The sequence below is a fragment of the Shewanella sp. SG41-3 genome (assembly GCF_014164545.1).
In the GTDB taxonomy this organism is placed as follows: Bacteria; Pseudomonadota; Gammaproteobacteria; order Enterobacterales; family Shewanellaceae; genus Shewanella; species Shewanella vesiculosa.
Genome location: NZ_JACJFJ010000002.1, coordinates 53,842 through 78,584, shown reverse-complemented (window position 1 = coordinate 78,584; position 24,743 = coordinate 53,842). Strand labels below are relative to the sequence as shown.

19 protein-coding genes and 1 other RNA gene are annotated in these 24,743 nt (G+C 42.3%); 14 read left to right on the top strand and 6 right to left on the bottom strand.

What is annotated here, in order from left to right; all coding sequences use genetic code 11:
• Positions 1-101: 101 nt before the first annotated feature.
• Positions 102-3,398 carry a S41 family peptidase gene (locus tag H5164_RS03645; RefSeq protein WP_182754839.1) on the top strand — a complete coding sequence of 1,099 codons (3,297 nt, stop codon included), beginning with the start codon at positions 102-104 and terminating at the stop codon, positions 3,396-3,398.
• Between the two features lie 91 nt (positions 3,399-3,489).
• On the opposite strand, the gene H5164_RS03640 is transcribed toward H5164_RS03645, so the two are convergent.
• Positions 3,490-3,927, bottom strand: a complete 438-nt coding sequence (locus H5164_RS03640) for an OsmC family protein (RefSeq protein WP_124017558.1) — start codon at positions 3,925-3,927, stop codon at positions 3,490-3,492.
• A 457-nt stretch (positions 3,928-4,384) separates the two neighbouring features.
• On the opposite strand from H5164_RS03640, the gene H5164_RS03635 reads away from it, so the two are divergent.
• Together H5164_RS03635 and pulA are read left to right on the top strand one after the other, a co-directional pair.
• Positions 4,385-7,375, top strand: a complete 2,991-nt coding sequence (locus H5164_RS03635) for a TonB-dependent receptor (protein WP_124017557.1) — start codon at positions 4,385-4,387, stop codon at positions 7,373-7,375.
• Between the two features lie 285 nt (positions 7,376-7,660).
• Positions 7,661-11,998 carry a pullulanase-type alpha-1,6-glucosidase gene (gene pulA, locus H5164_RS03630; RefSeq protein ID WP_182754837.1) on the top strand — a complete coding sequence of 1,446 codons (4,338 nt, stop codon included), beginning with the start codon at positions 7,661-7,663 and terminating at the stop codon, positions 11,996-11,998.
• A gap of 68 nt (positions 11,999-12,066) precedes the next feature.
• Here the strand turns inward: pulA and H5164_RS03625 are convergent, their stop codons facing one another.
• Positions 12,067-12,717: a DsbA family oxidoreductase gene (locus tag H5164_RS03625; protein WP_182754835.1), complete on the bottom strand. Its 651-nt coding sequence runs from the start codon at positions 12,715-12,717 to the stop codon at positions 12,067-12,069.
• Positions 12,718-13,142: 425 nt separating this feature from the next.
• On the opposite strand from H5164_RS03625, the gene hpf reads away from it, so the two are divergent.
• Entirely contained in the window at positions 13,143-13,499 is a 357-nt protein-coding gene (gene hpf / locus H5164_RS03620) for a ribosome hibernation-promoting factor, HPF/YfiA family (protein WP_011636558.1), read from the top strand.
• 155 nt (positions 13,500-13,654) lie between these two features.
• Here hpf and H5164_RS03615 read toward each other — a convergent pair whose 3' ends face one another.
• Positions 13,655-14,377: a YebC/PmpR family DNA-binding transcriptional regulator gene (locus tag H5164_RS03615; protein WP_124017554.1), complete on the bottom strand. Its 723-nt coding sequence runs from the start codon at positions 14,375-14,377 to the stop codon at positions 13,655-13,657.
• Positions 14,378-14,778: 401 nt separating this feature from the next.
• Here H5164_RS03615 and H5164_RS03610 point away from each other — a divergent pair, with 401 nt between their 5' ends.
• A complete protein-coding gene (locus tag H5164_RS03610) occupies positions 14,779-15,024 on the top strand; it encodes a TIGR02922 family protein (RefSeq protein WP_182697920.1) in 246 nt (81 codons plus the stop codon).
• 88 nt (positions 15,025-15,112) lie between these two features.
• Here H5164_RS03610 and H5164_RS03605 read toward each other — a convergent pair whose 3' ends face one another.
• A complete protein-coding gene (locus H5164_RS03605) occupies positions 15,113-15,709 on the bottom strand; it encodes a TetR/AcrR family transcriptional regulator (protein ID WP_124017552.1) in 597 nt (198 codons plus the stop codon).
• A 145-nt stretch (positions 15,710-15,854) separates the two neighbouring features.
• Between H5164_RS03605 and H5164_RS03600 the strand changes: the two genes are divergently transcribed.
• The 7 genes from H5164_RS03600 (at position 15,855) to H5164_RS03570 (ending at position 22,289) form a co-directional block, all read left to right on the top strand.
• Positions 15,855-16,898 carry an alkene reductase gene (locus H5164_RS03600; RefSeq protein WP_182754833.1) on the top strand — a complete coding sequence of 348 codons (1,044 nt, stop codon included), beginning with the start codon at positions 15,855-15,857 and terminating at the stop codon, positions 16,896-16,898.
• A gap of 247 nt (positions 16,899-17,145) precedes the next feature.
• Positions 17,146-18,468: a leucine-rich repeat-containing protein kinase family protein gene (locus tag H5164_RS03595; protein ID WP_259396746.1), complete on the top strand. Its 1,323-nt coding sequence runs from the start codon at positions 17,146-17,148 to the stop codon at positions 18,466-18,468.
• 183 nt (positions 18,469-18,651) lie between these two features.
• Positions 18,652-18,843 (top strand): CopG family transcriptional regulator, encoded by a 192-nt coding sequence (locus tag H5164_RS03590; protein ID WP_101085561.1) that lies wholly within the window; start codon positions 18,652-18,654, stop codon positions 18,841-18,843.
• Positions 18,844-19,093: 250 nt separating this feature from the next.
• Positions 19,094-19,438: a zinc ribbon domain-containing protein YjdM gene (locus H5164_RS03585; RefSeq protein ID WP_011636566.1), complete on the top strand. Its 345-nt coding sequence runs from the start codon at positions 19,094-19,096 to the stop codon at positions 19,436-19,438.
• Between the two features lie 559 nt (positions 19,439-19,997).
• Complete coding sequence (locus H5164_RS03580) at positions 19,998-20,252, top strand: Mor transcription activator family protein (RefSeq protein WP_310736167.1); 255 nt, start codon at positions 19,998-20,000, stop codon at positions 20,250-20,252.
• A 453-nt stretch (positions 20,253-20,705) separates the two neighbouring features.
• Positions 20,706-22,037 carry a P-loop NTPase fold protein gene (locus tag H5164_RS03575; RefSeq protein WP_182754829.1) on the top strand — a complete coding sequence of 444 codons (1,332 nt, stop codon included), beginning with the start codon at positions 20,706-20,708 and terminating at the stop codon, positions 22,035-22,037.
• Between the two features lie 78 nt (positions 22,038-22,115).
• The gene (locus H5164_RS03570; protein WP_182754827.1) at positions 22,116-22,289 is read left to right on the top strand and encodes a glycosyl hydrolase 108 family protein; all 174 of its coding nucleotides are present in this window, start codon (positions 22,116-22,118) and stop codon (positions 22,287-22,289) included.
• A 347-nt stretch (positions 22,290-22,636) separates the two neighbouring features.
• Here H5164_RS03570 and ssrA read toward each other — a convergent pair.
• Together ssrA and smpB are read right to left on the bottom strand one after the other, a co-directional pair.
• Positions 22,637-22,992: a transfer-messenger RNA gene (gene ssrA / locus H5164_RS03565) on the bottom strand.
• Between the two features lie 145 nt (positions 22,993-23,137).
• Positions 23,138-23,626 carry an SsrA-binding protein SmpB gene (gene smpB, locus H5164_RS03560; RefSeq protein WP_182754824.1) on the bottom strand — a complete coding sequence of 163 codons (489 nt, stop codon included), beginning with the start codon at positions 23,624-23,626 and terminating at the stop codon, positions 23,138-23,140.
• 249 nt (positions 23,627-23,875) lie between these two features.
• On the opposite strand from smpB, the gene H5164_RS03555 reads away from it, so the two are divergent.
• A complete protein-coding gene (locus tag H5164_RS03555; RefSeq protein ID WP_182743166.1) occupies positions 23,876-24,313 on the top strand; it encodes an SRPBCC family protein in 438 nt (145 codons plus the stop codon).
• Positions 24,303-24,638 carry an RnfH family protein gene (locus tag H5164_RS03550; protein ID WP_182697950.1) on the top strand — a complete coding sequence of 112 codons (336 nt, stop codon included), beginning with the start codon at positions 24,303-24,305 and terminating at the stop codon, positions 24,636-24,638. The genes H5164_RS03555 and H5164_RS03550 overlap by 11 nt, the downstream gene beginning before the upstream one ends.
• Positions 24,639-24,743: the final 105 nt, after the last annotated feature.

The window sequence follows — 24,743 nt, the reverse complement described above, 5'->3', positions numbered from 1 at the left end:
TTTTGGTTACATTTTTGTGCTGCAAAAACAGCCATAACTCTGCTAACGTGAAGCGATAAATAAAAACAGTCTATTAGACTTAATAAAGGAAGCTCCTCACCATGAAACTTCGCCGCTCTGTTGCGCATTGTATGCTGGCTTTAGGTACTTTAGCGTGTTCATCAATGATATTCGCCAATGCCTCTAATCAAGGTTATTACCGCGCTCCTGCATTACACGATCAAACCTTAGTGTTTACTGCCGAAGGCGATCTTTGGACTACTGAACTCAGTCAAAACCAGAACCAAACTAAAGCCAGTCGCTTAACCAGTTTGGCGGCAGAAGAGTTGGACGCAACAATTTCTAAAGATGGTAAATGGGTGGCGTATACGGCCAATTATGAAGGCGCAACCGAAGTGTATGTGATGCCTGTTGAAGGCGGCGTAGCTAAACGCGTCAGCTTTGAAAACAGCCGAGTGCGATTACAAGGCTGGACCGCATCTGGCGAAGTATTGTATTCCACCGATAACGCCTTTGGCCCAGCTAACTTTTGGGTGCTTAAAACCGTTGACCCACAAACCTTAACCATCACTGATTTACCGTTAGCTGACGCCGTTGAAGGCACCATAGATGATAAAGGCGAGTATGTGTACTTTACCCAATTTGGTCTGCAAGTCAGTGGCGATAATGTCAAAGTATATCGCGGTGGCGCTAAAGGTGAGATTTGGCGTTATAAGCTAGGCAGTAAACAAGAAGCCCAGCGGTTAACTGCAACCCATGACGGCTCAGTTAAACAGCCGATGTTATCTAATGGTCGAGTTTATTTTGTTAGTGATCAGTCCGGTAATGACAATATTTGGTCAATGACAGTCGATGGCAAAGACTTTATACAGCACACCAAATATACCGACTGGCAAGTGCGTGATGCCCAACTTAATAATGGCCGTATTGTATTTCAGCAGGGCGCCGACATTAAGTTACTCAACTTAGCGAATTTTACTGAGTCAACATTAGACATCGAGCTTACTAGCGACTTTACTCATCGCCGCGAGCAGTGGGTTAACGACCCAATGGATTATGCCACCTCGACAGTGTTTTCGCATCAAGGCGATAACGTGGTCATTACCGCCCGCAGCCATGTGGCAATTGCCAGTAACGATGGTCGCCGTTTAGTGCAAATAGACTCTCCTGCCGATAGCCGAGTACGCGATGCACTATTAAGCGATGATGGCAAATGGGTTTATGCCATTAGCGATGCATCTGGTGAGCAAGAAATTTGGCAATATCCAGCCGACGGTTCAGCTGGCGCGAAACAGCTCACCAAAGATGGCAGCACCTTACGCACCAGCTTGTCGTTATCGCCAAATGGCCGTTATTTAGTGCATGATGATTACATGGGTAATGTGTGGTTATACGATTTAAGCCGCAACAATAACCAAAAAATTATTCAAAACGGCGAGGGGTTAGGCCCTTATCAAGACATTACCTGGTCTGGCGACAGTCAGTTTATTGCCCTAACCAAGGCAGAAATTGGCAAACAGCGTCCGCAAATTGTGTTGTATTCCATTAACGAATCAAAAGCACAAACCTTGACCTCAGACAAATACGAGTCGTTTTCACCCAGTTTTAGTCACGACGGTAAATGGTTGTATTTCTTGTCTAATCGCGAATTTAAAGCCACCCCAGACTCGCCTTGGGGTGACCGTAACATGGGGCCGATATTTGACAAACGCACGCAAGTGTTTGCCTTAGCATTAGATGCTAAAGCGTCGTTTCCGTTTGCCAAACCAACCGAGCTTACTGTTATCAAAGACGCTAAAAAAGCCGACAGTAAAGACCAGGATACCCCAGCAAAAGTCAAAGTAGAGTGGGACGGATTAAACCAACGCTTATGGCAAGTGCCAGTAGATGCTGGTAACTACAATAGTTTAATCGCAACTAAAGATAAGCTGTATTTATTGGATGGCAGCCAAGATAAAAGCGAGTTAAAACTGATTAAGTTTGATCCGCTCAATATTAAGGTTGATACCTTTAGCGAAGATGTTGGCCAATATTCGTTATCAAAAGATGGCAGTAAAATTATGCTGCGCAAACAGTCTGACCCTAAAAACCTTTTGATTGTTGATGCCGGAGACAAACTGCCCAGCGATGTATCACGCGCCAAAGTCAGTACTGACCAATGGCAGTTAAGCATTTCGCCACCACAAGAATGGCAGCAAATTTTCGAAGACGCATGGTTAATGCATCGTGATTCGTTTTTTGACCCGAAAATGCGTGGTGTAGATTGGCAAGCAGCCAAAGCCAAGTATCAGCCTTTGGTTGATAGGCTGACCGATCGTAATGAGCTGAATGACATTTTCATGCAAATGATGGGTGAACTTAACTCATTACATTCACAGGTGCGCGGTGGTGATATTGCTCAAGAGGCCGATGCCGCCAAAGCTGCTGCATTAGGGGCTAGGCTGACACAAACCGACAAAGGTGTCGTGATAAGCCATATTTATCAAACCGACCCTGAATTGCCATTGTCGGCATCACCTCTGGCACGAATTGAAGTGGACGCTCAAGAAGGTGATGTGATTGCCAGCCTCAATGGCAAGAAAGTCACTAATATTGCTGATGTAACGCAATTACTGCGTAATCAAGGTAATAAGCAAGTGTTACTGGGTTTAGTTCGTGGGAAAACAGCTATCAATACCATAGTAACGCCCCATGATATTGGTACCGATGCCAAGCTACGTTACCTTGATTGGGTTGAGCATAACGGTGACAAAGTAGCCAAAGCCTCTGAAGGTAACATTGGTTATTTGCACTTGTATGCCATGGGCAGCGGTGATGTTGAAAGCTTTGCTCGCGAGTTTTATACCAACTACGACAAAGAGGGGTTAATCATTGATGTTCGCCGCAATCGTGGTGGTAATATCGACAGCTGGATTATCGAAAAACTGTTACGTCGTGCGTGGGCATTTTGGCAGCCAACCCATGGCAGCACGAATGCAAACATGCAGCAAACTTTCAGAGGCCACTTAGTCGTATTAGCCGATCAAATGACCTATTCAGATGGTGAGACTTTTTCTGCGGGAATTAGAGCGCTAAACATTGCGCCTATTATTGGTAAACAAACTGCAGGCGCTGGAGTGTGGTTATCGGGTCGAAATTCGGTGACCGACAAAGGCATGGCGCGGGTAGCAGAATACCCACAATATGCCATCGATGGTCGTTGGATTGTTGAAGGTCATGGGGTTGAACCCGACATTGAAGTGGATAATTTACCTTATGCCACTTTTAGCGGTAAAGATGCACAACTTGAAGCAGCGATCAGTTATTTAAAAGATGAACTAGTACAGCAACCTATAAAGCCATTGAGCGGATTACCTATACCTAAAACAGGTTCTGCGGCAGACATTAAAGCCAAGTAACCTCACATTGGTTTAAGTAAAACAGTAAAAAATAACCCTCTCAAGCATAATGTTGAGAGGGTTATTATTATTGATTTATCACAACAAATACTTAGTGTTTTATTTCAACTTCGCATGCTAATGAGTTAGCAATAAAGCAATTTGCATGGGCTTTTTCATGTATTTTAGCTAACGTTTCTTCGTCAACGTCAACCCCTTGTGCAAATGTCACTTTTGGCGCTAATGTCATTTTAACCACGGCCACTTTGCCCGCTTCATTTTTACCTAAATCAGCAGTGGCATTATCAACATAACTGGCCACAGGCAGCCGCTTTAAATGGGCAATCGCTAAAAAGGTCAACATATGGCATGAAGACAAAGCCGCGAGCAAACTTTCTTCTGGATTCACTTTATCCGCATTGCCTTTGTATTCTGGCGCTGATGACGCTTGAATGCTTTGCCCTGTGCCAAACTTAACCTCATGATCGCGATTAAATTCACCTTCTTCACTAGGTGAAGACTGCCAATTTACCGTTAATTTAAAGCCCATTTTGTACTCCCCAAACCCCATTAAAGTGGTATTTATAACAACTTAATATAGCGTGTATTACCGCTGAACAGCGGGTACTTACCAAACGGTAACACATCTGTATTGATTCAACACCAAGCGTACCCCAATGTCCATTAATTTGATCTGAATAGTCAAATTGAAACACCCACCTAATGTGACTAAATCGTGGTAATCAATGTTGCGAAACCGCTATGCATCAAAGTGAATCAGATAACTTTAAAATCAGTTGCTTACATGGTTAACATGACTATTTTGTTATGTGTTTTAAAACAAGGTTATGTTATCAATTTGTAATGAATACGTATGCATTGTGTTGTGTGTTATTCAAGCTAATGCCTAGTATATCGGAATAATAAATGTCCAATATTTAGATTTGTCTGCGCGAGATAACTGAGTATTGGGTCACTAATAAGTCGATATGGTGAGGGAAAAACCAATGCTCAAAAGCAAACCCAGTTTATTGTCATTAGCCTTAGTGGCAGCAGGTGTGAGCGTGATGTTCATGCCTCATATTGCAATGGCTAATGATGATGTTAATCCGCTTGAACAGCCAAGTGCCGCAAAACAAAGTATTGAAGTCAATAAGCCTGCGACGACGGCCGATGACGCTAATGCAAGTGAGCTTGTCGCCACCAGTGCTGTAGTCAGTCTTGCAGCAAGTGACGAGCCGATTGAACGTATTGCGGTCAAAGGTTACAGCCGCAGTCTCATTGATTCACTTAACTCAAAACGGTTTAGTGACACAGTGTCAGAGCAGTTGTCGGCAGATGATTTGGGGGCATTGCCTGATGTATCAATGGCAGATGCATTAACACGTTTACCGGGGATTTCTGCAGTACGTACTGGTGGGCAGGCGGCAGAAATTAACATTCGCGGCATGTCTGGTGGGTTTGTATTTTCGACCTTAAATGGCCGCGAGCAGGTATCAACCAGCGGTTCGCGCAGTATTGAGTTTGACCAATATCCCTCTGAGTTGATTAGCTCAGCAGCGGTTTATAAATCGCCTAAAGCATCGCTTATAGAAGGCGGCGTTGCAGGTACGGTTGAGTTACAAACCGTCAGCCCACTGAGTATCGATAAAGATTATAGCTTTGTTATTAATGCCCGGGGTATGCATAACGATCGTGCCAGTGAAGTGTTTGGCGCAGAAGAATATGGCAGCCGTTTAAGCTTTTCTTACCAAGGTAAGTTTTTAGAAGATACCTTAGGTATTGCAGTCGGTTATGCCCGCTTAGAACAGCCCAGTGTTGCCACCCAATTTATTGGCCTAGCGTACAACGACTCAAAAGAGCTAGATGGTCTGGCAAACGACACTAACGGCCCGGTTGATAACCCAGACTTTGAATACATCAGCGAAGGGTTTGAAATGCAGCATTTAGGCGGCGTTGAAACTCGCAATGGTTACATGGGCGCAATTGAGTGGGCACCCGTTGATAACTTTGTGGTCAAAGCCGATGCATTTATGTCTCGTTTTGACAGCGAATCATTTGCACGAGGATTTCGAGCAAAATTGGGTGGTCGTAATGCCAGTGTCGCCAACCCTGTATATGATGGCAACAGCGTGATTGGTGGTACGTTTAATCGCACCTCCAAAAGCTACACTCGAGTTGAAATTGTTAACGATGACAACCAAGATTTTGATGAAGTAAACAGTTTTGGTGTCAATGCGGATTGGCAAGTCACCGATAAGCTCAATGTCAATCTTGATGTGTCGTTGTCGTCAGCCAAAAGTGATTTCCGTAATGGTTTATTGTGGTCAAATGTGGCCGTCGATGCCAATGCCGACACACCGATATTCGATGAAAATGTGTCAATTAGTTACTTGCTCAATGGTCTAGATTTACCCGATATTGGTTTTAATCAAGCTGAGGCTTTTTCTGATGTAGACCGAGTGATGGTCAGCAAATACGGTATTTATCCTTTTGTGAATGAGGATGAAATGAAAGCCTACCGAGTCGATTTTAAATACGATTTAGAAACCGACATTATATCCAGTGTAGAATTTGGTGCCCGTTATTCAGATCGTACTTACTCTAATAATCGTTCGGTATTTGAATACGGTAACGACGGTGCTTTTTCAAAGTCTGAGCCACCGCTTAAACTGACCGAAGACATGACCACAGTTGTCGATTGGCAAGGTGATTTTAGCTACTTTCCTTCTTACTTAGCGATTGATTTGGACGCAGCATTAAATGCTTGGTTCCCTGATGGTATTCCACAACCGGTACAAACTTGGGGTAATGCTGACGGGGTTGTTGATCCTCAAGGCTATACCACTAACTACTCTTGGACTGTTTTACAAAGTGGTGAAGTGTATGAAAAAGTGATATCTGCCTATGTGATGGCCAATATCAATACTGAAATTGGCGGCATGCCAGTGACCGGTAATATTGGTGTGCGCATGGTTGATACCGATCAATCTGCCACTATGCTACAAAACGTTGATGGCGATATTAACCTCGGTGCGCAAAATATTACTGACAGTATTGGCATTATCAACCAAAACTATGTGTCGACGGTTCAAGGTATCAGCTACACCGATTACCTACCATCGATTAACTTAAATTTTAAAATCACCGATGACTCTCAAATCCGCGTCGCGGCTGCCAAAGTCATGTCACGCCCGCCAATTAACCGCTTAGCGGGCGATATCAGTGCGTCGGTATCAGACGATGGCAAGATTAATGGTTCGAGCACTAATAACCCATTTTTAATGCCATTTTATGCCGATCAATATGACCTGTCTTACGAGTACTATTTTGATGAAGGCGCCTTTGTTGCGGCGGTATTCTACAAAAATATAGACTCATTTATCGACACGATTGCCATTGAAAACTTCGATTTTCAAGCGAATGGTTTTAACGTGCCAGATTACATTGTCGATGAGATCAGTGGTGAACAAATTGCCACCACTAACGGTACCTATACCACCGCCGTTAATAATGCCAAAGGCGGTTATATTCGCGGCTTAGAACTGGCTTACACCCAAGTGTTTGCCTCACTTCCTGATGCATGGTCCGGCTTAGGCTTTAATGCCAGCTATTCGTATACCGAATCAGAAGTGCAGTCTATTACTAGTCTTGGTGGCGACACCACAACTCAAGACCTACCGGGCTTGTCTAACAACGTGGTCAGTGCAACCTTGTTTTATTCCTATGAAGGGTTCGAAACTCGTGTCAGTGCGCGTTTTCGCGACGAATTTGTGTCTGAGCAAGTGGCCATTAATGAGCAAGTGGTGAACTTTGACGCAGAAACCGTCATCGACTATCAAGCATCATACCAAGTGAATGACGGCTTAGGCCTGCTGTTTCAAGTCAATAACCTCACCGATGAACCGACTAAAAGTTATTTCGGTAACCAAAATAAAACCGGCACTTTACAGTACTTTGGCCGCGAATTTTATTTGGGGTTCACTTATGCCATGTAACCAACAAGCGGGTTTATTGCTTAATCTGAACTCGGGATGAAGTGTGTATTTATAACGATAATAATCAAAACCTTAACTAGATTTCACTGTCAAACTTGTCATTTGTTTTACTCACAAGGCGAATTAACGCGTCAATAGCGAGCCTATGGCAAATTAATTCAACGCAGTTAGCAAGACAAAGGGCTGTTTGAAAGGCGTTTATTATCTCGAGTTCAGGTTACTTATAAAAACAAATAAAAATTATCCGATTGCCAATGGGCAACATGCGATAGGGAGAAGTCAGTCATGATGACTAAATCAATAATGTCGACGATCAGTGTATTTGCGCTAAGTATGGCCACACTGATGGGGTGTGGTGGTGATTCGTCAGCACCAGGGGAAGTATTATTAACTTGTAATGTACCCAATGTGCCTAATGCCGCGGGGACTGAATGTGTGGCGCCGCCGCCACTAAGCTGCCCAGCACCTAAATTTCCAGATGCTAAAAATGAGAGTTGTATCGTTGGCTACAATTCTGAACTACCTATGCCTGTTGTGTTGGCAGGGCCAAATCAGGCTGTGTTGTATTACAACCGTATCAAAGACAAAGATAACAGCAGCAGTAATCCAAATTATCCCGGTTATAAACTCCACACTTGGAACAACGACACCTGCGATGCCTATGCGCCTCCATATGACTCAAGCGACTGGGCCAATGGTCACTCTTTCGATGGTATCGATCCCAACTATGGTGCTTATTGGCTAATTAACCTAAAAGACGGCTACAGTGACTGCGGTAACTTTATTATCCATGTTGGGACCGAAGGTTCGGGTAAAGCGCTGGGTGACACTGACTTAACCATGAACCTTAAAGCCTATGAAGATGATAGTGCGCCAGAAGCACAGTTTAATCGGGCTAACTTCACTATTCATGGTGAAGGAGATGTGTATGATTATCCTATTTTAGACGTTGGGTTTTCTATTGACGGTGCCAGTGCGCATTGGTTAGATCAAAACACTTTTGTATGGAATGAGCCTGCCGACGGCGTGGCGAAGTTTGTCTTACATCACTCAGCCACTGCGGGTATTGAGGTCGATAACGACGGTAATATCAATGGGGCGCAGCTAGAGTTAATCGAAACTGAACTCAGTGATGCACAAAAAGTATTAGTGCCACATTTAGCAAGTTGGCCAGCCTACCAAGCTAGCTTTACTGCCGATGAAGCGAAAGCCATGGCCAAAGAGCAGCTGGTGCTGGTGGCTTACGATAGTGATAACAAACCCATAGCAGCAACAAATGTGCAGGTCGCTAAAGTGCTCGATGACTTGTATACCAAAGGTGATAATGACGCCGACGAGGCTACTTTAGGTGTGATTTATGACGGCAGCAACATTAGCGCCAACGTATGGGCACCAACGGCAATATCCGTTAATGTAAAGATTTTTGACAGCGCTAAAAAACTCACTAAAACCCACGCAATGACCTTAAATGCAGCAAGCGGTATTTGGTCCTTTAGCGGTGACATGAGCTTAGACCGCCAATACTATCGCTATGAGCTGAAGGTATATCACCCCATTTCGAAGAAAATAGAAACCCTAGAAAGCACCGATCCTTACTCATTAAATGTGTCTACTAATGGCCGTTATAGTCAGTTTATTCATTTAAGCGATGCTGATCTCAAGCCCGCTGGGTGGGACGGTCATACGGTAATGACTGTTGAAAATCCTGAAGATATCGTGATATACGAAGGTCATGTGCGTGACTTCAGTGCTCGGGATGAAAGCACTTCTGCAGCTAACCGTGGTAAGTACCTAGCATTTACCGAGACGGGGAGTGCGCCAGTTGAGCATTTACGTAAATTGGCTGAAACAGGGGTAACACATTTTCATGTGCTACCAACAACGGATATTGCCACTATCGATGAAGATGTCACAAAACGCATTGAAATCACCGATACACTCGGCAAATTGTGCTCCCAAATTAGCGATACAGCTAACGCCTGTAAAACTCAAGATAAAGCCGCGACAATCGCATCTATTTTAGCTGACTTCTTACCTGGTTCTGCAGACGCACAAGATTTAGTCGGCGCGCTACGCAGTTATGACGGTTTTAACTGGGGTTACGATCCGCATCACTTTATTGCACCAGAAGGCAGTTATGCCTCAAGCCCAGAGGGTATTGCACGTGTTAAAGAACTGCGCGCCATGAACCAAGCGCTGCATGAACTTGGCTTACGTGTGGTACTCGATGTGGTCTATAACCATACTAGTGCATCGGGCCTATGGGATAACTCAGTATTTGATAAGCTTGTACCGGGTTACTACCACAGATATAACGAAATCAGCGGTAAAATAGAAACCTCGACCTGTTGCGATAATACTGCTACCGAGCACCGTATGATGGATAAGTTTGTCACCGACTCTCTGGTGATTTTAGCTAAAGAGTACGGTTACGACGGCTTCCGTTTTGATGTGATGGGGCACATGCCTAAAAGCAGTATTTTAGCCGCGCGTGATGCTGTGCAAGCGGTTGATCCCGATAACTATTTCTATGGCGAAGGTTGGAACTTTGGTGAGGTTGCCGACAATCGCTTATTTGAGCAAGCTGTACAAGCGAATATGGCGGGTTCTGAAGTAGGAACGTTTAACGATCGTATCCGTGAAGCTGTGCGCGGTGGGGCATTATTTGCTACAGACAAAAAAGATGATTACTTACGTGATCAAGACACCTTACGTTTATCCATGGCAGGTAACTTACAAAACTACGTGTTAAAAGACTTTAACGGTAACTCAGCTAAAGGCAGTAGCTTTAGCTGGAACAGCCAGCCAACAGCTTACGCGTTAGACCCTGCCGACAGCATTAACTATGTGTCCAAGCACGACAACGAAACATTATGGGATATTTTACAATACAAACATGATGTTGGTTTATCACTTGAACACCGCGTTCGGGTACAAAACATTGCCGCAACCATTCCATTAATGAGCCAAGGTATCCCCTTTTTACAAATGGGTGGCGACTTGTTGCGCTCTAAATCCATGGACCGTAACACCTATGATGCCGGCGATTGGTTTAACTGGGTCGACTTTACCAAAAACAGCAATAATTGGAATGTTGGTTTACCGTTAGCACAAGATAACGAGACGAAATGGAGTGTGATTAGTGGGATTTCGGCTAACCCCAATGCTGCTGCATCTATGTCTGAAATCGATTTTGCATCATCGGTATTCAATGAGTTCTTGGCCATCCGTCACCAAAGTAAATTGTTCCGTTTAACCACAGCGCAAGACATTATCGACCGAGTGGGCTTTCATAATATCGGTAAAAACCAAAAGCAGGGCGTGATTGTGATGAGCATTGACGACGGCGCAGGCTTAACCGATATCGATCCAAGCGTTGATGCCATTGTGGTGATGGTCAATGGTAGTGCCCAAGAGCAAACTCAGACCATTGCCACCGCTAGCGGTTTTAGCTTGCATGCAAAGCAGCAAGTGTCGATAGACAACGAGGTGCAAAACGCTAGCTTTACTCAAGGAGATGGTGAAGGCACATTTACCGTACCCGCTTACACCACTGCTGTGTTTGTTAAAGTACAAGGCGAAATGCAAGGCGAGGGTTTAACTGCAAATGCTACAGCAGGCGCACCAGATGTCGTTCCTTTTGGCAGTACAGATGTATTTGTGCGTGGCGATATGAATGGCTGGGGTGAGGTTGATAAGCTCACTTATGTCGGTAATGGCGAATACCGTATTGCGATTACCTTAACTGCAAATAGTTATAATTTTAAACTGGCATCAGCAGATTGGAACACAGTTGATTTTGGTGCAATTTCTAGTGATGTGGCCGTTGTTGATGAAAACGTGGCTGAATTGCTTGCTGCCAAAGGAGCTAACATGGCCTTTACAGCATCACGTGACGCAACCTACGTGTTCTCATTAAATGCGGCAGACAAGCAGAACCCTGTGTTATCGGTATATAACCAAGAGCCTTTTGCTGACACTCCAGTATATTTACGTGGTGACATGAATGGCTGGTCTACCGATAATGAAATGGTCTATTTAGGTGGCAGTATATATCGTGCTGAAGTTATGGTTACCGCTGGAATCAAAGGCTTTAAAATGGCCTCTAGCGACTGGGATAGCGTCGATTATGGTAGCTTAGATGCAGATGGCACAGTGCAGCTGAGTATTGGCAAAGCACTGGCTGTAAAAGGTGGCAATTTAAGCATCAATATTGAAACAGATGCGATGTACAGTTTTACCTTTGATATGAGTAATCGTAATGCCCCTATTTTGACCATCGACAAAACAGACATGTTTGTCGGTAATACCGTTTACATTCGTGGTGGCATGAATGGTTGGGGCGAAGTAGATGCATTGGCCTATCAGGGATCATCTATTTACCAAGTCGATATTGTGTTAGCCGCCGGTGATAATGAATTTAAAATCGCGACAGCAGATTGGTCGACAATTGATTTTGGTGCAATAGCAGGCGATGACGCTGTGAGTGAAGGTTTGTTGAAAACCTTAGCGAAAAAAGGCGCAAACATGCATTTTAATGCTACAAGCGCCGGTACCTATCGCTTTACGACAACAGGTCCAAGCTCTGAGTCACCCACTTTATTAGTGACAAAGTTGAACTAGGTTTAGTGATTATCCAGTAAACACAAAACCCAGCGCAAGCTGGGTTTTATTTGTTTAATTAAAACGGTTTAAGCGTCTTCTGTCGTCAGTTTACTAATTAATTCAGCAATAGTGTCGGGATCTTGTGCGCCAGAGACTAAATATTGTTGATTAAACACAATGGCGGGGACAGCTTGGATCCCGCGGCTGATCCACAGTTGCTCTTCCTCTTTTACCGCAGTTTCAAAGCGTTTGTCTGTGAGCACTGCTCGTGCCTCATCAGCATCTAAGCCTACCTTTGTGGCTGCTTCAATGAGAACTTCAATGTCATCTGGGTTTTTCTGATCAGTAAAGTAGCTGCTGAACAACGCCAGTTTCAATTCAGTTTGCTTGCCAGACTCCGCCGCCCAATAAAGTAGCTGGTGGGCCTGTAGCGTGTTGTAAATTCGCGATGCGTCAGAAAAGTTAAACTCAAAGCCTAAATCGGCACCCATTTGGGTTAATCGTTGACGATTTTGTGTACTTTGTTCCGGTGTTGAGCCGTATTTCTCGGCAATATGTTCACCTAAGTGTTGCCCTTCAGGCCACATTGCGGGGTTTAGCTCAAACGGATGCCACTGCAATTTAACCTCTAAATCGTCAAATTGACTCAATGCTTGTTCAAGTCGGCGATAACCAACAATGCACCACGGGCACATTACGTCAGAAATAATATCGATTTGCAGTTGATTCGTTGCCATAGGGATCCTTTATAAAAAATTAATTCGACTTCATTTACTAAAGTCTAAACAGATAAAAAATGTATAGTTGCTTACAAAGTAACTGCTTTTAGTGGTTATTTGTTTGGTTTGTAATCACTTGTGAGAACAAGCCAAAAGTTGCAACCTTTGTGACATTATTGTGTCTATACTTAATCAGTAATCTGATGTTTAATCAATGTAGGGGTTAGGTCAATTTGATATACCCCATGCACGTTTATTAATGGCACAGTGATAAAGTACGCAAGGAGATATAAAACACATTATAGACTTGAGTACTTGTGACGCAAAGCACATGCCCTATGTCTAAATATGTCAGTCTGCATTTGTGCAACACCATAATTTATGTCAGCATGCAGTTGTGACACGCGATAAATTTGGCAAGTAAATTCTTTTAAGGACAATCTATGAAAATAAATCTTTCTGGTCACCATGTTGATGTTACAGACACTGTCAAACAACACGTAGATGAAAAATTCGCTAAAATAGCTAGCCATTTCCCCACGCTTATCTCGCTAGATATCATCATTGCTAAAGAGCATGGTGAATATGATGTTGAAATTAGAACTAACTATGAAGGAACTCGCATTGCTGCTAAAGGTACTGATTTAGTCATGTATCCCGCTATAACAAGCGCTGCTAAAAAACTCGATGCGGCACTAAAGCATCGTAAAGGTCAATTGAAAGCAGATTTACATGAAAAACCAGATGTAACTGCACCAGAAATTGCTTACGAAAAAGTTCAAGAAATGGACTTACGTTAAGTACATTCGTTGATTAAACGACATTAAAAAACGCAGCCTAAGCTGCGTTTTTTAGTTTGGTCTGCTCAAAACACTAATGCTAGGGAAGATGACGTTTGGCTCGCGGCTAAGTCATCTAGTTCCTAGACTTGTAGCGTTTCTCGTTTTAGCGAGTTTTATTCTTCGTTAATCTCAGCGTTGTGATAAACGTTTTGTACGTCGTCACAATCATCAAGAGCAGCTAAGAATTTTTCAAAACTTTCAATGTCTTCGCCAGTAAGTTCTGTCATTGTTTGTGGCACAAATGCTAAATTTTCTACCTTAAAATCAATCTCTGGAAAGGCTTCAGTTAACACTGTGCGGGCATTGTTAAACTCTGACACTGGCGCAAATACGCTGATGATGCCATCTTCAAGCTCTACATCGGCAACGTCGACGTCAGCCATCATAAGCAGTTCTAAAATAGCTTCATCGTCATCACCATCAAATACAAATACTGCTTGATGTTCGAACATATGGCCAACAGTACCAGGGCTACCTAACTTGGCATCATTTTTAACAAATGCTTGGCGAACCTGAGTAAAAGTACGGTTACCGTTGTCTGTTAAGCAATCAACAATCACCATACAACCGCCAGGTCCAAAACCTTCATAGCGGGCGGTATCATAATCTTCACCACCACCGCCACGAGCTTTTTCAATGGCACGTTCAATAACGTGTGCCGGAACTTGATCTTTCTTTGCGCGGGCAATCAAGCTACGAAGAGCTAGGTTACCATCTGGGTCAACGCCACCTTTAGCGCAAATGTAAATCTCTTTACCATAGCGTGAGTAAATTCGTGTCTTTTGGCCGGCGGTTTTCGCCATGGACTCTTTTTTATTTTGATATGCTCTGCCCATCTTAATCTCGTTTTTTAAATGTTTAAGGCTAAAAATTGTCATCGATTCTAACAGGAATTAGTTGTGCTGTTTAGGTGCAGGATCTAAATTTCACGTAAATAGGCTTGATAATACGATAAATATTATTAAATTCAGTATTCGCACCTCGTCTCATTAGTGAATAATTTTTATACTAACATCTCAAGCCTGTTAATTTTATGTATCAATTACTTTGAATCAATAATACAATTTAAACATAATTATCATTTAATGATAAAATACAATAATAAGTTAAAAGGTGTTTTTGTTGGCTAAAATCAATAGATTAAGTGTTTGCCTTTTGATAAATAGATGAGTTGATGAGCTAGGTTATCAATATCATTTCTACCCTGAACCAGTATGCTGTAAATGAGAATGCGAATATGAAATCTGAATCTGCTGAAGGTCAAACGTCAACTGCCACTGTGACTATTTTGTATTATGAAGCGCCTGTTGGTTTAGAAATGCATAATGCTGTCATGACCGATTTACATGTCAGCAACACAGGACGCGTAATGATCCCAGAATCATTTCGTCGAGGTAAGTCAATTATTGCGGTGTTAGAGGGTGAGTGCAAAATACTTAACTCGTTAGGTGAGCGTGTTTATTCACAGCGTGTATTGAGCTAAGCACTTATTGATTCTAAACCTAAAAAAGACACCATAATGTGTCTTTTTAGATTATTGCTATGAGGTTTGCTATTTAGCAATATGGTGATTAATCATTTGATTCACAGCGTAATAAATCATTTAATAGCTTATCTGCCAAAGGCTGTAATACTTGCATATTAGGTTCGGTATGAGCCACCGTTCTTAAACCGTATATTCCCATCACCAAATATTGCGCTAAAAATTGGCTGTCACTGTCTTGTGCGATTAACTTCTGTTTTTTTGCTGTATCAAATACTTGCGCTAACGACTGCTGCCACAGCTGCAAAAATTCACAGGCCATAAGTCTAATTTGCTCATCTTGCTCGCCCATTTCACTGAGTGACTTGGTCAGTAAGCATGACTGGGTCGCATCGCAGCTTAAACATTCTTGTACGATTAGGGCTAAATATGCACCTAAGTTGTCTACCGCTGAATCATCATTGGCAAATAGCTGCTCAAATTGCTTACTGCGATCTTGTTGATATTGCTCAATTGCAGCAATAAATAAGCCTTTTTTATTATCAAAGGCACAGTAAATTGACCCCGGATGTAGTCCCGTTGCTTTGGTGAGATCTTGCATGCTGGTTTTAGCGAATCCATTCACTAAAAAGGTGCTCATAGCAGCACGTAAAACAGTTTCTCTATTAAATTCAGCGTGTCTCATATCTGGTCACTTCTGGTCAACAACAAAGCGTGATAACTCATCACACTTGAGTCTAACTAAATTTTACCGACTATTCAAAAAATACTTGAATGTCTATTCAAATACGATTAATCTTGAACGCATATTCAAGAATGGAGTTAACCACATGACGGCCAGTTTATTTACCCCTTACAAACTCAATGACACCTTAACATTATCAAACAAGATCTTAATGGCACCATTAACGCGTTGTATGGCGGATGATGACCTTGTGCCAACACTTAAGATGGTTGATTACTATGCTCGCCGAGCTGAAGCTGGTTTAATTATCAGTGAAGCGACAATTATCCGCCCAGATGCCCAAGGCTACCCAAACACCCCAGGCTTATTTACTCCAGCTCAAATTGACGGTTGGCGTAAAGTGACCGATGCTGTGCATAAAAGTGGCGGTAAAATCTTTGCTCAACTTTGGCACACTGGCCGTGTAGCACACCCACATTTTTTCGATGGTGGTGATGTACTTTCTTCTTCTGCACAAGCGGTTGAAGGCACAGTGCCTAGAATGCGCGAACTCGTTTATCAAACACCAAAAGCGGCCACCTTAGATGATATTAAGCAGTTAGTGGTTGATTATGCTCAAGCCGCGGCAAATGCGATTGATGCAGGCTTTGACGGCGTTGAAATTCATGCAGCGAATGGTTATTTAATTGACCAGTTTTTGCATCATGACAACAATCGCCGTGAAGACGAATACGGCCAAACTCCGGCAAACATGTCACGCTTTGCTTTAGAAGTTGTTGATGCAGTGGTTGCCACAATTGGCGCAGATCGCACAGCTATTCGAGTTTCTCCTGGTGCCTATTTTAATATGGCCGCCGATCCACGCGACCGTGATGTGTTTGACTATTTATTACCTGAGTTGGCTAAACGCAATTTAGCGTTTTTACATGGTGGTATTTTTGACGACTCAATGCAGTTTGATTACTTAGGCGGCAATATATCGACCTATTTGCGCAGTGTTTATACTGGCACCTTAGTGGGTGTCGGTAGTTATACCGCCGAAACGGGCAGTGCAGCCATAGCCGACAACAAATTTGATTTGTTGGCAATTGGCCGTCCATTTATTGCCAATCCAGATTACGTGGCAAAAGTGCGTGATGGCGGCGAATTAGTGACATACGCCGACAGCATGTTAGCGGAACTGATTTAACGTTATTTGTTGTTTTAGGTTACTAACGTCAATGGAGGTTAGTAACCTAGTGTGTAGGAATCCATTTCTAAGCCGTACTTGATGTACTAGAAATGGCGCTAAAATTATCAACCCCAATTTGTGTTTTTTAGCCTCCGTTTTGACCACAGCTATTGCTGTGGTTTTTTTTGGTAAAAATTTAGCAGAAATTTGTCTCCGTGGGTGCAGTCTATTACTATGGCGACAATTTTCGGCAAAGAGAAACATGATGCAGACACTGCAACAATTAAATGATGGTTTGTTACTGGGTTATCAACGGGTCAGTATCGCTGAACAGCTTACGCAATTTCCTACAAGACTGTTTGAATTAGCCGATACCCTAGAAGTACTCGATCTTAGCAATAACCAGTTGTCGTCGTTGCCGGATAATCTTGCCGATTTACATCAACTTAAAATCTTGTTTGTGTCGAATAACCTATTTGAACATCTTCCAGATGTATTAGGTCAGTGTCCAAAGCTCGAAATGATAGGTTTTAAAGCCAATCAAATTCGCACCGTACCCGAAGCATCCATTCCGAAACAAACCCGTTGGTTAATTTTAACCGATAACCAAATTGAGCAATTGCCAGACAGTTTAGGTCAATGTCATCGGCTCGAAAAGCTTGCGCTTGCGGGTAACCGATTAACAGCATTACCTAATAGCATGGCAAACTGCCATCAATTAGCCCTGATCCGATTATCGGCTAACCAGCTTACTGCTTTACCACATTGGTTATTTGAGTTACCTAACTTAGCTTGGTTAGCCTTTGCAGGTAACGCGTTCAGTCATGTTGAACATTGCGATAATACTCGCGTACCTGTAGTGCCATTAAGCCAGTTTACTTTAGGTCAGTTACTCGGGCAGGGCGCATCTGGACTGATTTACCAAGCCACTCACCATGCTGAACACTCAGATGAGGCAAGCTTTAGCTGCCAGACTGATGTTGCGATTAAGTTGTTTAAGGGCATGGTGACCAGCGATGGTTACCCAGCAGATGAGCTTGATTGCTGCTTAACCGCCGGCGAACACCCAAATTTAATCAATGTAGTGGCACAAATTAATCAACCAGAGCAACTGGGTTTAGTGATGCAACTTATCCCGCCAAGCTATGGCAATTTAGGTTTGCCGCCGTCGTTGCAAACCTGTAGCCGCGACACCTTTGAAGCGCAAACCGTATTTACTTGGGCTCGCATAACTTATATTGCCAGCCAAATGGCTGATATTTTGGCTCATTTACATCAAAATGGGATTAGCCATGGCGATATTTATGCCCACAACATCATGATAAATACTCAAGATAACGTATTGTTTGGTGACTTTGGCGCCGCCTCAAATTTAAAGCAGTTCACCCCACAGCATTTGCAATTAATGCAAGCGATTGAGGTTAGGGCGTTTGGTTATTTGGTCGATGACATGCTAAACCTCATCGATAACCCAAACACACCACAAGCGATAATGTTGCGCCAGTTAGTACAAGATTGCTTGCAGCATAGTGCATCAACTAGACCGAGTTTTAAGGCGTTGTTACCCCGTTTAGCGAGCATTGTGTAACAGATAAACACACTCGGGCTAAGGCATCATTAGGTTTAACCTAGTTGTTTCTTAACTCGGGTGAATGCCCCAAGTTAATGGCTCTAGCTAATCGTACGGCGAATAAACAATCCAGAATATGGTCTTTAGCCACACACTGGATTATAATCAGATTATCATGTCGTAATGAAAGGCTAGCCCACTGTGGAAAATAAAACTGCACGTTTTACTGTATTAATGGACCCGCTAAAAAAGCAGGCATTTGAACAACTGTGTGCTGCGCAAGATCTCACCCCATCACAAGTCACCCGTCAGCTTATTCGCGAATACCTCGAAAAGCATGATGTGAGTTTTGCTGACAATCAAAGTCGTCCCAATCCACAGGTAAAAAGCTAAGCTTTAATTCACCTATCGTTAGGCTATTCGTGACGTTAGTGGTATTCCCAATCGTTTCGTTAGCAGGTGAGTGGATCAGCTGGTTTATTATCCTAGGGTAGTCAATTTGTGATAATAGCATTATAATGTCATTACAATATTCGGCAGGGTAGATACTTTTCTATCTCACGCCAATCGATAAAGCCTGTCGAACTGCGTATTAGCGCTGTTAACGTGTTCGACAACTGCCAAGAACACAGAGAGTAAAGATATGAGTGATGTAATCCCGCCATGCCCAAAATGTGAGTCTCCGTACGCTTATTCAGACGGCACATTATTAATTTGCCCAGAATGCGCCAATGAGTGGAACCCAAATGAAGAAGTGGTTGATCCAGACGCTATCATTTTAAAAGATGCCAACGGCAACTTATTAGCAGAAGGCGACAAAGTCACCTTAATCAAAGACCTTAAAGTAAAAGGTTCATCACTCGTGCTTAAAGTTGGCACTAAAGCAGTGATCAACCATTTTGTCGACGGCGACCACGACATCGATTGTAAAGTGGATGGCAATGGCCAAATGATGCTGAAATCGAAGTTTGTTAAAAAACAAAGCTAATAACGATTGAACTAGTCGTTATATGTGACCATTAATCAGCTTGAGGCTGATTAACAAAAAATCCCTGCAGGCAGTAATGCCAGCAGGGATTTTTTTATGGACGCAGGTTCAAGTCCCGCCGCCACATCTGAACGGGTTATTGTTCCAAAAAGTATATTGTTAAGTAATATTCAGGTTCATTGTTTTCTTGTGGCGAGTCCCGAATGCAATCACTTCCGTGACACGCTGTAAACCCATCCATGTGCGCTCTATGAAAAAATCCATGTTTTCGATGATCACGGCCGCGATTACACCTGTGTCTCTACTATCTTCGATTGAGCCGCTTTTGTAGTTTCATATAAGTAAAAATTAAAAACAGTTTATTCATTGGCTCACATAATTGAATTCCAGTAGTTTTTGACAGTTTGATAGAAAATAAATTTGTTAAACACCGAAGAGGCAAAGCCAGAGCAAGTGCTAGAAACTTTGCAAACTCTAAAACTAGACGAACGTGAAGACTTCATTAAGCGCAGTCCATTACTCTTCAAAGCTTATGTGCATAACTCTAGATAGCAATAATGTGCCCAACTCAGTAGCAGTTAGCGAGGCGTTAGCCACAACACTAAGCACTTACTTAGGTGGTCGTGACATGTATATTCCCAATGGCGAACGCCTTAAAGACGCCCTGCGAGATATCCGCATTTGGCGTCAGTTTAAGGGTAATAACCTAGAGCAACTGGCAAGAGAATATGGTCTCACTGAGCGTCGAGTCGGTCAGATCATTGCCGAGCAGAGGGCGGCATTTGTGGCGAGGAAGCAGAGAAGGTTGTTTTGATAGTCGATTGTGTATCAGGGCTACCCAAGGCGGCTCTTTTTATTCTTCGATTTTGATTATAAACTCTTAGTATCAAAAAATGGATCGAGAGAGAAGGAATTTGAAATGAAGAGCAAAGAATATCAAAACGGATTTAATTCCGGCTCATATAAAGATAATCCTCATCATATGGGAACTAGTGAAAAAAATGATTTTGAGCGAGGGGTACACAAAAGCAGAAACAGGCGTCTAGCTCTGTCAGTGCTACCAGTAAATTTAATGCATCGTTTCTTTTATATAACAGTTCAACTCCACCTGAGAAAAACACTCCTAAGTCCGAAGTTCCAGTGAAGCTAAGCTACACATACGATAAAAACAAATGACTATAAACATGTTATCCGTGCCTAATGTGTAATTTTTTCGACGGTTTTTTATAGATAGGCTCTTTGAACAATAAAATCAGGTGGATCTAAAGTGAAAATAGTATTACCAGAAATACAAATAAATGATGATACAGGATTTGATCTTGCGATTGATATTTTTAGACGTAAAGATTTTGGTGAGAGATTAGCCAATTTAATCGAAAATGCAGAGGGTAATTTAGTTATTGCCTTAGATGCTGGTTGGGGGCAGGGTAAAAGTACCTTTATAAAAATGTGGCGAGGTCACTTATCGCACCACCGAGATTCAAAAATTCAGTCAGTATATTTTGATGCCTTTGAAAATGACTATCAAAAAGACCCATTTTTAGCATTAGCATCCGAAATGTACCAGTTGATACCTGATGCGGATGCAAGCAATAAGACTAAATTTAAGGATAAAGCGATAAAAGCTGGTAAATCCCTTGCCAGAGGAACTTTAAAATTAACAGTAAAGACTGTGACTGCAGGTATAGTCGATGGTAGCACTTTTGATGCAGCAGAGAGCGGCATATCTTCTTTAATAGCAGACCAAGTCGATGATCTTGTTAAAGAAAAGTTTGAGCATGCACAAAAGGATAAGCTGGCACTAAAAGAATTTAAGAAACACCTGTCTGAATTTTCCAAAAATGTGGGTAATGATAAACCCATTGTCTTTATTATCGATGAGTTAGATAGATGTCGCCCTGATTTTGCGCTTGAATTACTTGAACAAGTTAAGCATCTGTTTTCTGTTGAAGGAATTACTTTTCTACTGGTTACCAATAGAGTGCAATTAGAGCAGTCAATTATAGCTAAATACGGTGGAATCGATCCTGTTAACTACCTGCACAAATTTATTAACGTGTGGTTAACTATGCCAAGATCAGCAGAAGAACATAATGATAATGGCTATCAATATTTACGTCATTTAATGCATTCAATGCTAGTGGAGAGCGATCAAAGGACAAACCTTAAAGATTGCGAGAATGTGTTATATGAAATTGTTCAGTACTACCAGCCATCCTTTAGAGAAATAGACAGGATACTTTCTTACTTTGCCATATTAAGCAATATGGCAGGTCAGCAAGGCTATGAAAGTAACTTTGAATTTATAATGGCTATAGTTTGTTACCTTAAAGCTTGCAAACCTTCAGCCCTCAACCCCGTAAATGGTACATTAAGTTATAATCTGATTGCCAGCGCAGCCAATTTTGCTGATATTGAAAAAACAGAGCGATTTTCTCAATTAGAATATATAACACGGCTTGTAAAATTTGACTTTGGTGATCAGGAATTAAAGGACAAAATGATAGAGGAAAAGCAAATCAATCAACCTAATTTATTAAGGCAAACTTCAAATCGCCTGATACTCATAAATAAGTGGCTAACAGAAATAACAAATTAATATATCCCGAAACCTTTCTAACCCGCTAGAACACTCTAAACCGAGACAATGAACCTATGTTCCTTGTCTCGGTTTTTTATGGGTCTTTTTCAGCCAAACAGTCCTTACAGTCCAGCCTTTATTGCCGCTGTTAACTTTGTGTTCAGCAAAGAGGGCGGCTATCACTGCAACCCTAATGACTTAGGCGGTGAAACCCATTTTGGCATTAGCGCCAGGGCGTACCCTATTGAGGACATTGCCAATCCAAACTGAGCGCTAGCGCAGTTTTTATACCATAGCGATTATTGGCGCGCCGCATATTATTTTTTTCTGCAGCACTAAATAAAGTCTAATCGGAGAGAGTTAAATTATAGGTGCAATCGCGGCTGTGACCTTCGAAAACATGGATGTTTTCGCAGAGCGCCCATGGATGGGTTTACAGCGTGTCACAGAAGTGATTGCACTTAGCCTGCGGCAGGCAATAAGTATCAATGACGTGTTGGTATCGAATTAACTAATTAGATAATAAAACTCATCCAACCACAAAATTAAAGCGGATTAAACTGAGCTAGCAGACAAAGAAAAAGGGCTTAGCATTGCTGCTAAGCCCTTCTATAAATTGGTGGAGGCGGCGGGACTTGAACCCGCGTCCAGAAAGCCTACATCCTCGGCACTACATGTTTAGTCTCTCTTTTATTTAACCAAGCAGTCTCCGAAAGACAGGATGCTACTTGGTGAGTCCGGTACTGTTTCGCGGTTCACCCCCGGACGGAGTTCCCTCGCTAGCACACTGTAATATGACCATCAGAATCCACTGTCCACGTGCGAAACGTGTGGTTGATGGCTAGCTAGCCTAAGCTGCTAGAGAGTAGTTAGAGTCGTTTGCAACTATAACGGTGCGGCTTTTTACGAGGCCAACCGCCCCTCGACATGCTCCTTGGGTTTCGTGAATCCTGTCGAATCCAGAATCGCCCCCAATTGAGTTAACTATAACGCTTTGTGAGATGAATACCTAGTATCCATTAACAAAATATAATCGTTTGTTCACTATCTGTTCGTTATAGGCCTATGTTCAATAACAACTTATCAGTTTTCATCGTTTCAGTGGCCTATTAACAATATTAAGTGTTTTCTTTGTCTTTTTTCATTACGCGGGCTTTTTCGATTTTCCACTCGCGTTCTTTGGTGTCTTCACGTTTATCGTGATCTTTCTTACCTTTACCTAAGCCTATTTCGACTTTTACCCAGGCACCTTTGCGCCAGTACATTGATAAAGGAATTAACGTATAGCCTTGACGTTCGATTAAGCCGGCAAGCTTGTCAATTTCACTGCGCTTCAATAGCAGTTTTTTGGTTCTGATTGGATCGCATATTACATGAGTTGAAGCAGTATTCAGTGGTTGAATAGTACAACCATGCATAAAAGCTTCACCCTCTTTAATATAGACATAACAATCCGATAAATTGACTTTACCCATGCGAATGGACTTAACTTCCCAGCCCATAAGTTGTAATCCCGCTTCGATTTTGTCTTCAATGCGGTATTCAAACGTCGCGCGTTTATTGCGTGCGATGCTCGCTGAGGCGTTTGCTGATTTCTTTTTTACCATTATTATTACCGTTCTGATTGCCGTTATTGACCTGAAGGATGGTGCTGGACAACCCGCAGTGAGCCCATTTGATAAACTCTATTATGTTTACTAACTATAATAGATATGGGGGAGATTTATGATATTACAACGATTATACCGAGTTTCTTGATGATTGTGTTATTTCCAACGCGATTTAACACTCTCAGAGATGCCTTTTTTGTTTAACGTGATAAAATCCCGCTATTGTATTAAGGATTGTGATGTCAGATGCCTAAGATTTCCAAAAGTATGCTGGTTAGATTTAGTGCCTTAGAAATGTATGATTTAGTCAATGATGTTGAATCGTATCATGCTTTCCTACCTGGATGTGTTGGGGGTAAGGTACTGGAATTTGATGGCAAAACCATGGTGGCATCAGTTGATGTCAGTAAAGCCGGGATCAGTAAAACATTTACTACTCGTAATCAAGTGGTGCAAGCTAAATCTATTTCACTTGAACTGGAAAATGGTCCCTTTAAGTACATGCATGGTCTATGGAAGTTTACTGAACTAACCGACGATGCCTGTAAAGTTGAGTTTGATTTAGATTTTGAATTTTCAAACATGCTGGTTGATATGGCGTTTGGTAAAGTGTTTAAAGATTTAATGTCGTCTATGGTAATGGCGTTTACCGATAGGGCAAAGGTGATTTATCGTGATGAATGAAACAGAAAAGTTTTCGGTAGATGTTATTTATGCATTACCAAAACAGCAGAAAATTATTTCGGTGATGGTGTCTCCAGGTACCACATTTATTGAAGCCGTTAAGCAAAGTGATATGGTTAAATTTTTTCCTGATATTAACCTTGAAGACGTTAAGCTTGGGGTGTTTAGCCGCCAGGCCAAACATGATGAGGTGCTTGTTCCTGGGCAGCGTGTTGAAATATATCGCCCACTAATTGCCGATCCTAAAGATGTTCGCCGTAAGCGTGCCGAAAAAGCTAAAGATGAAGGTCGTATTAATAAAATAACCGGTGCTAAAGTTAACTAAACATAGAATAATATCCGTTTATCAAAATGTGCCTTAGGCCTTTGAGTATTATCCTTTGGGTCAATGACGAGTTTATCGCAAGTCAATGGATGTAATAAGCAGGGC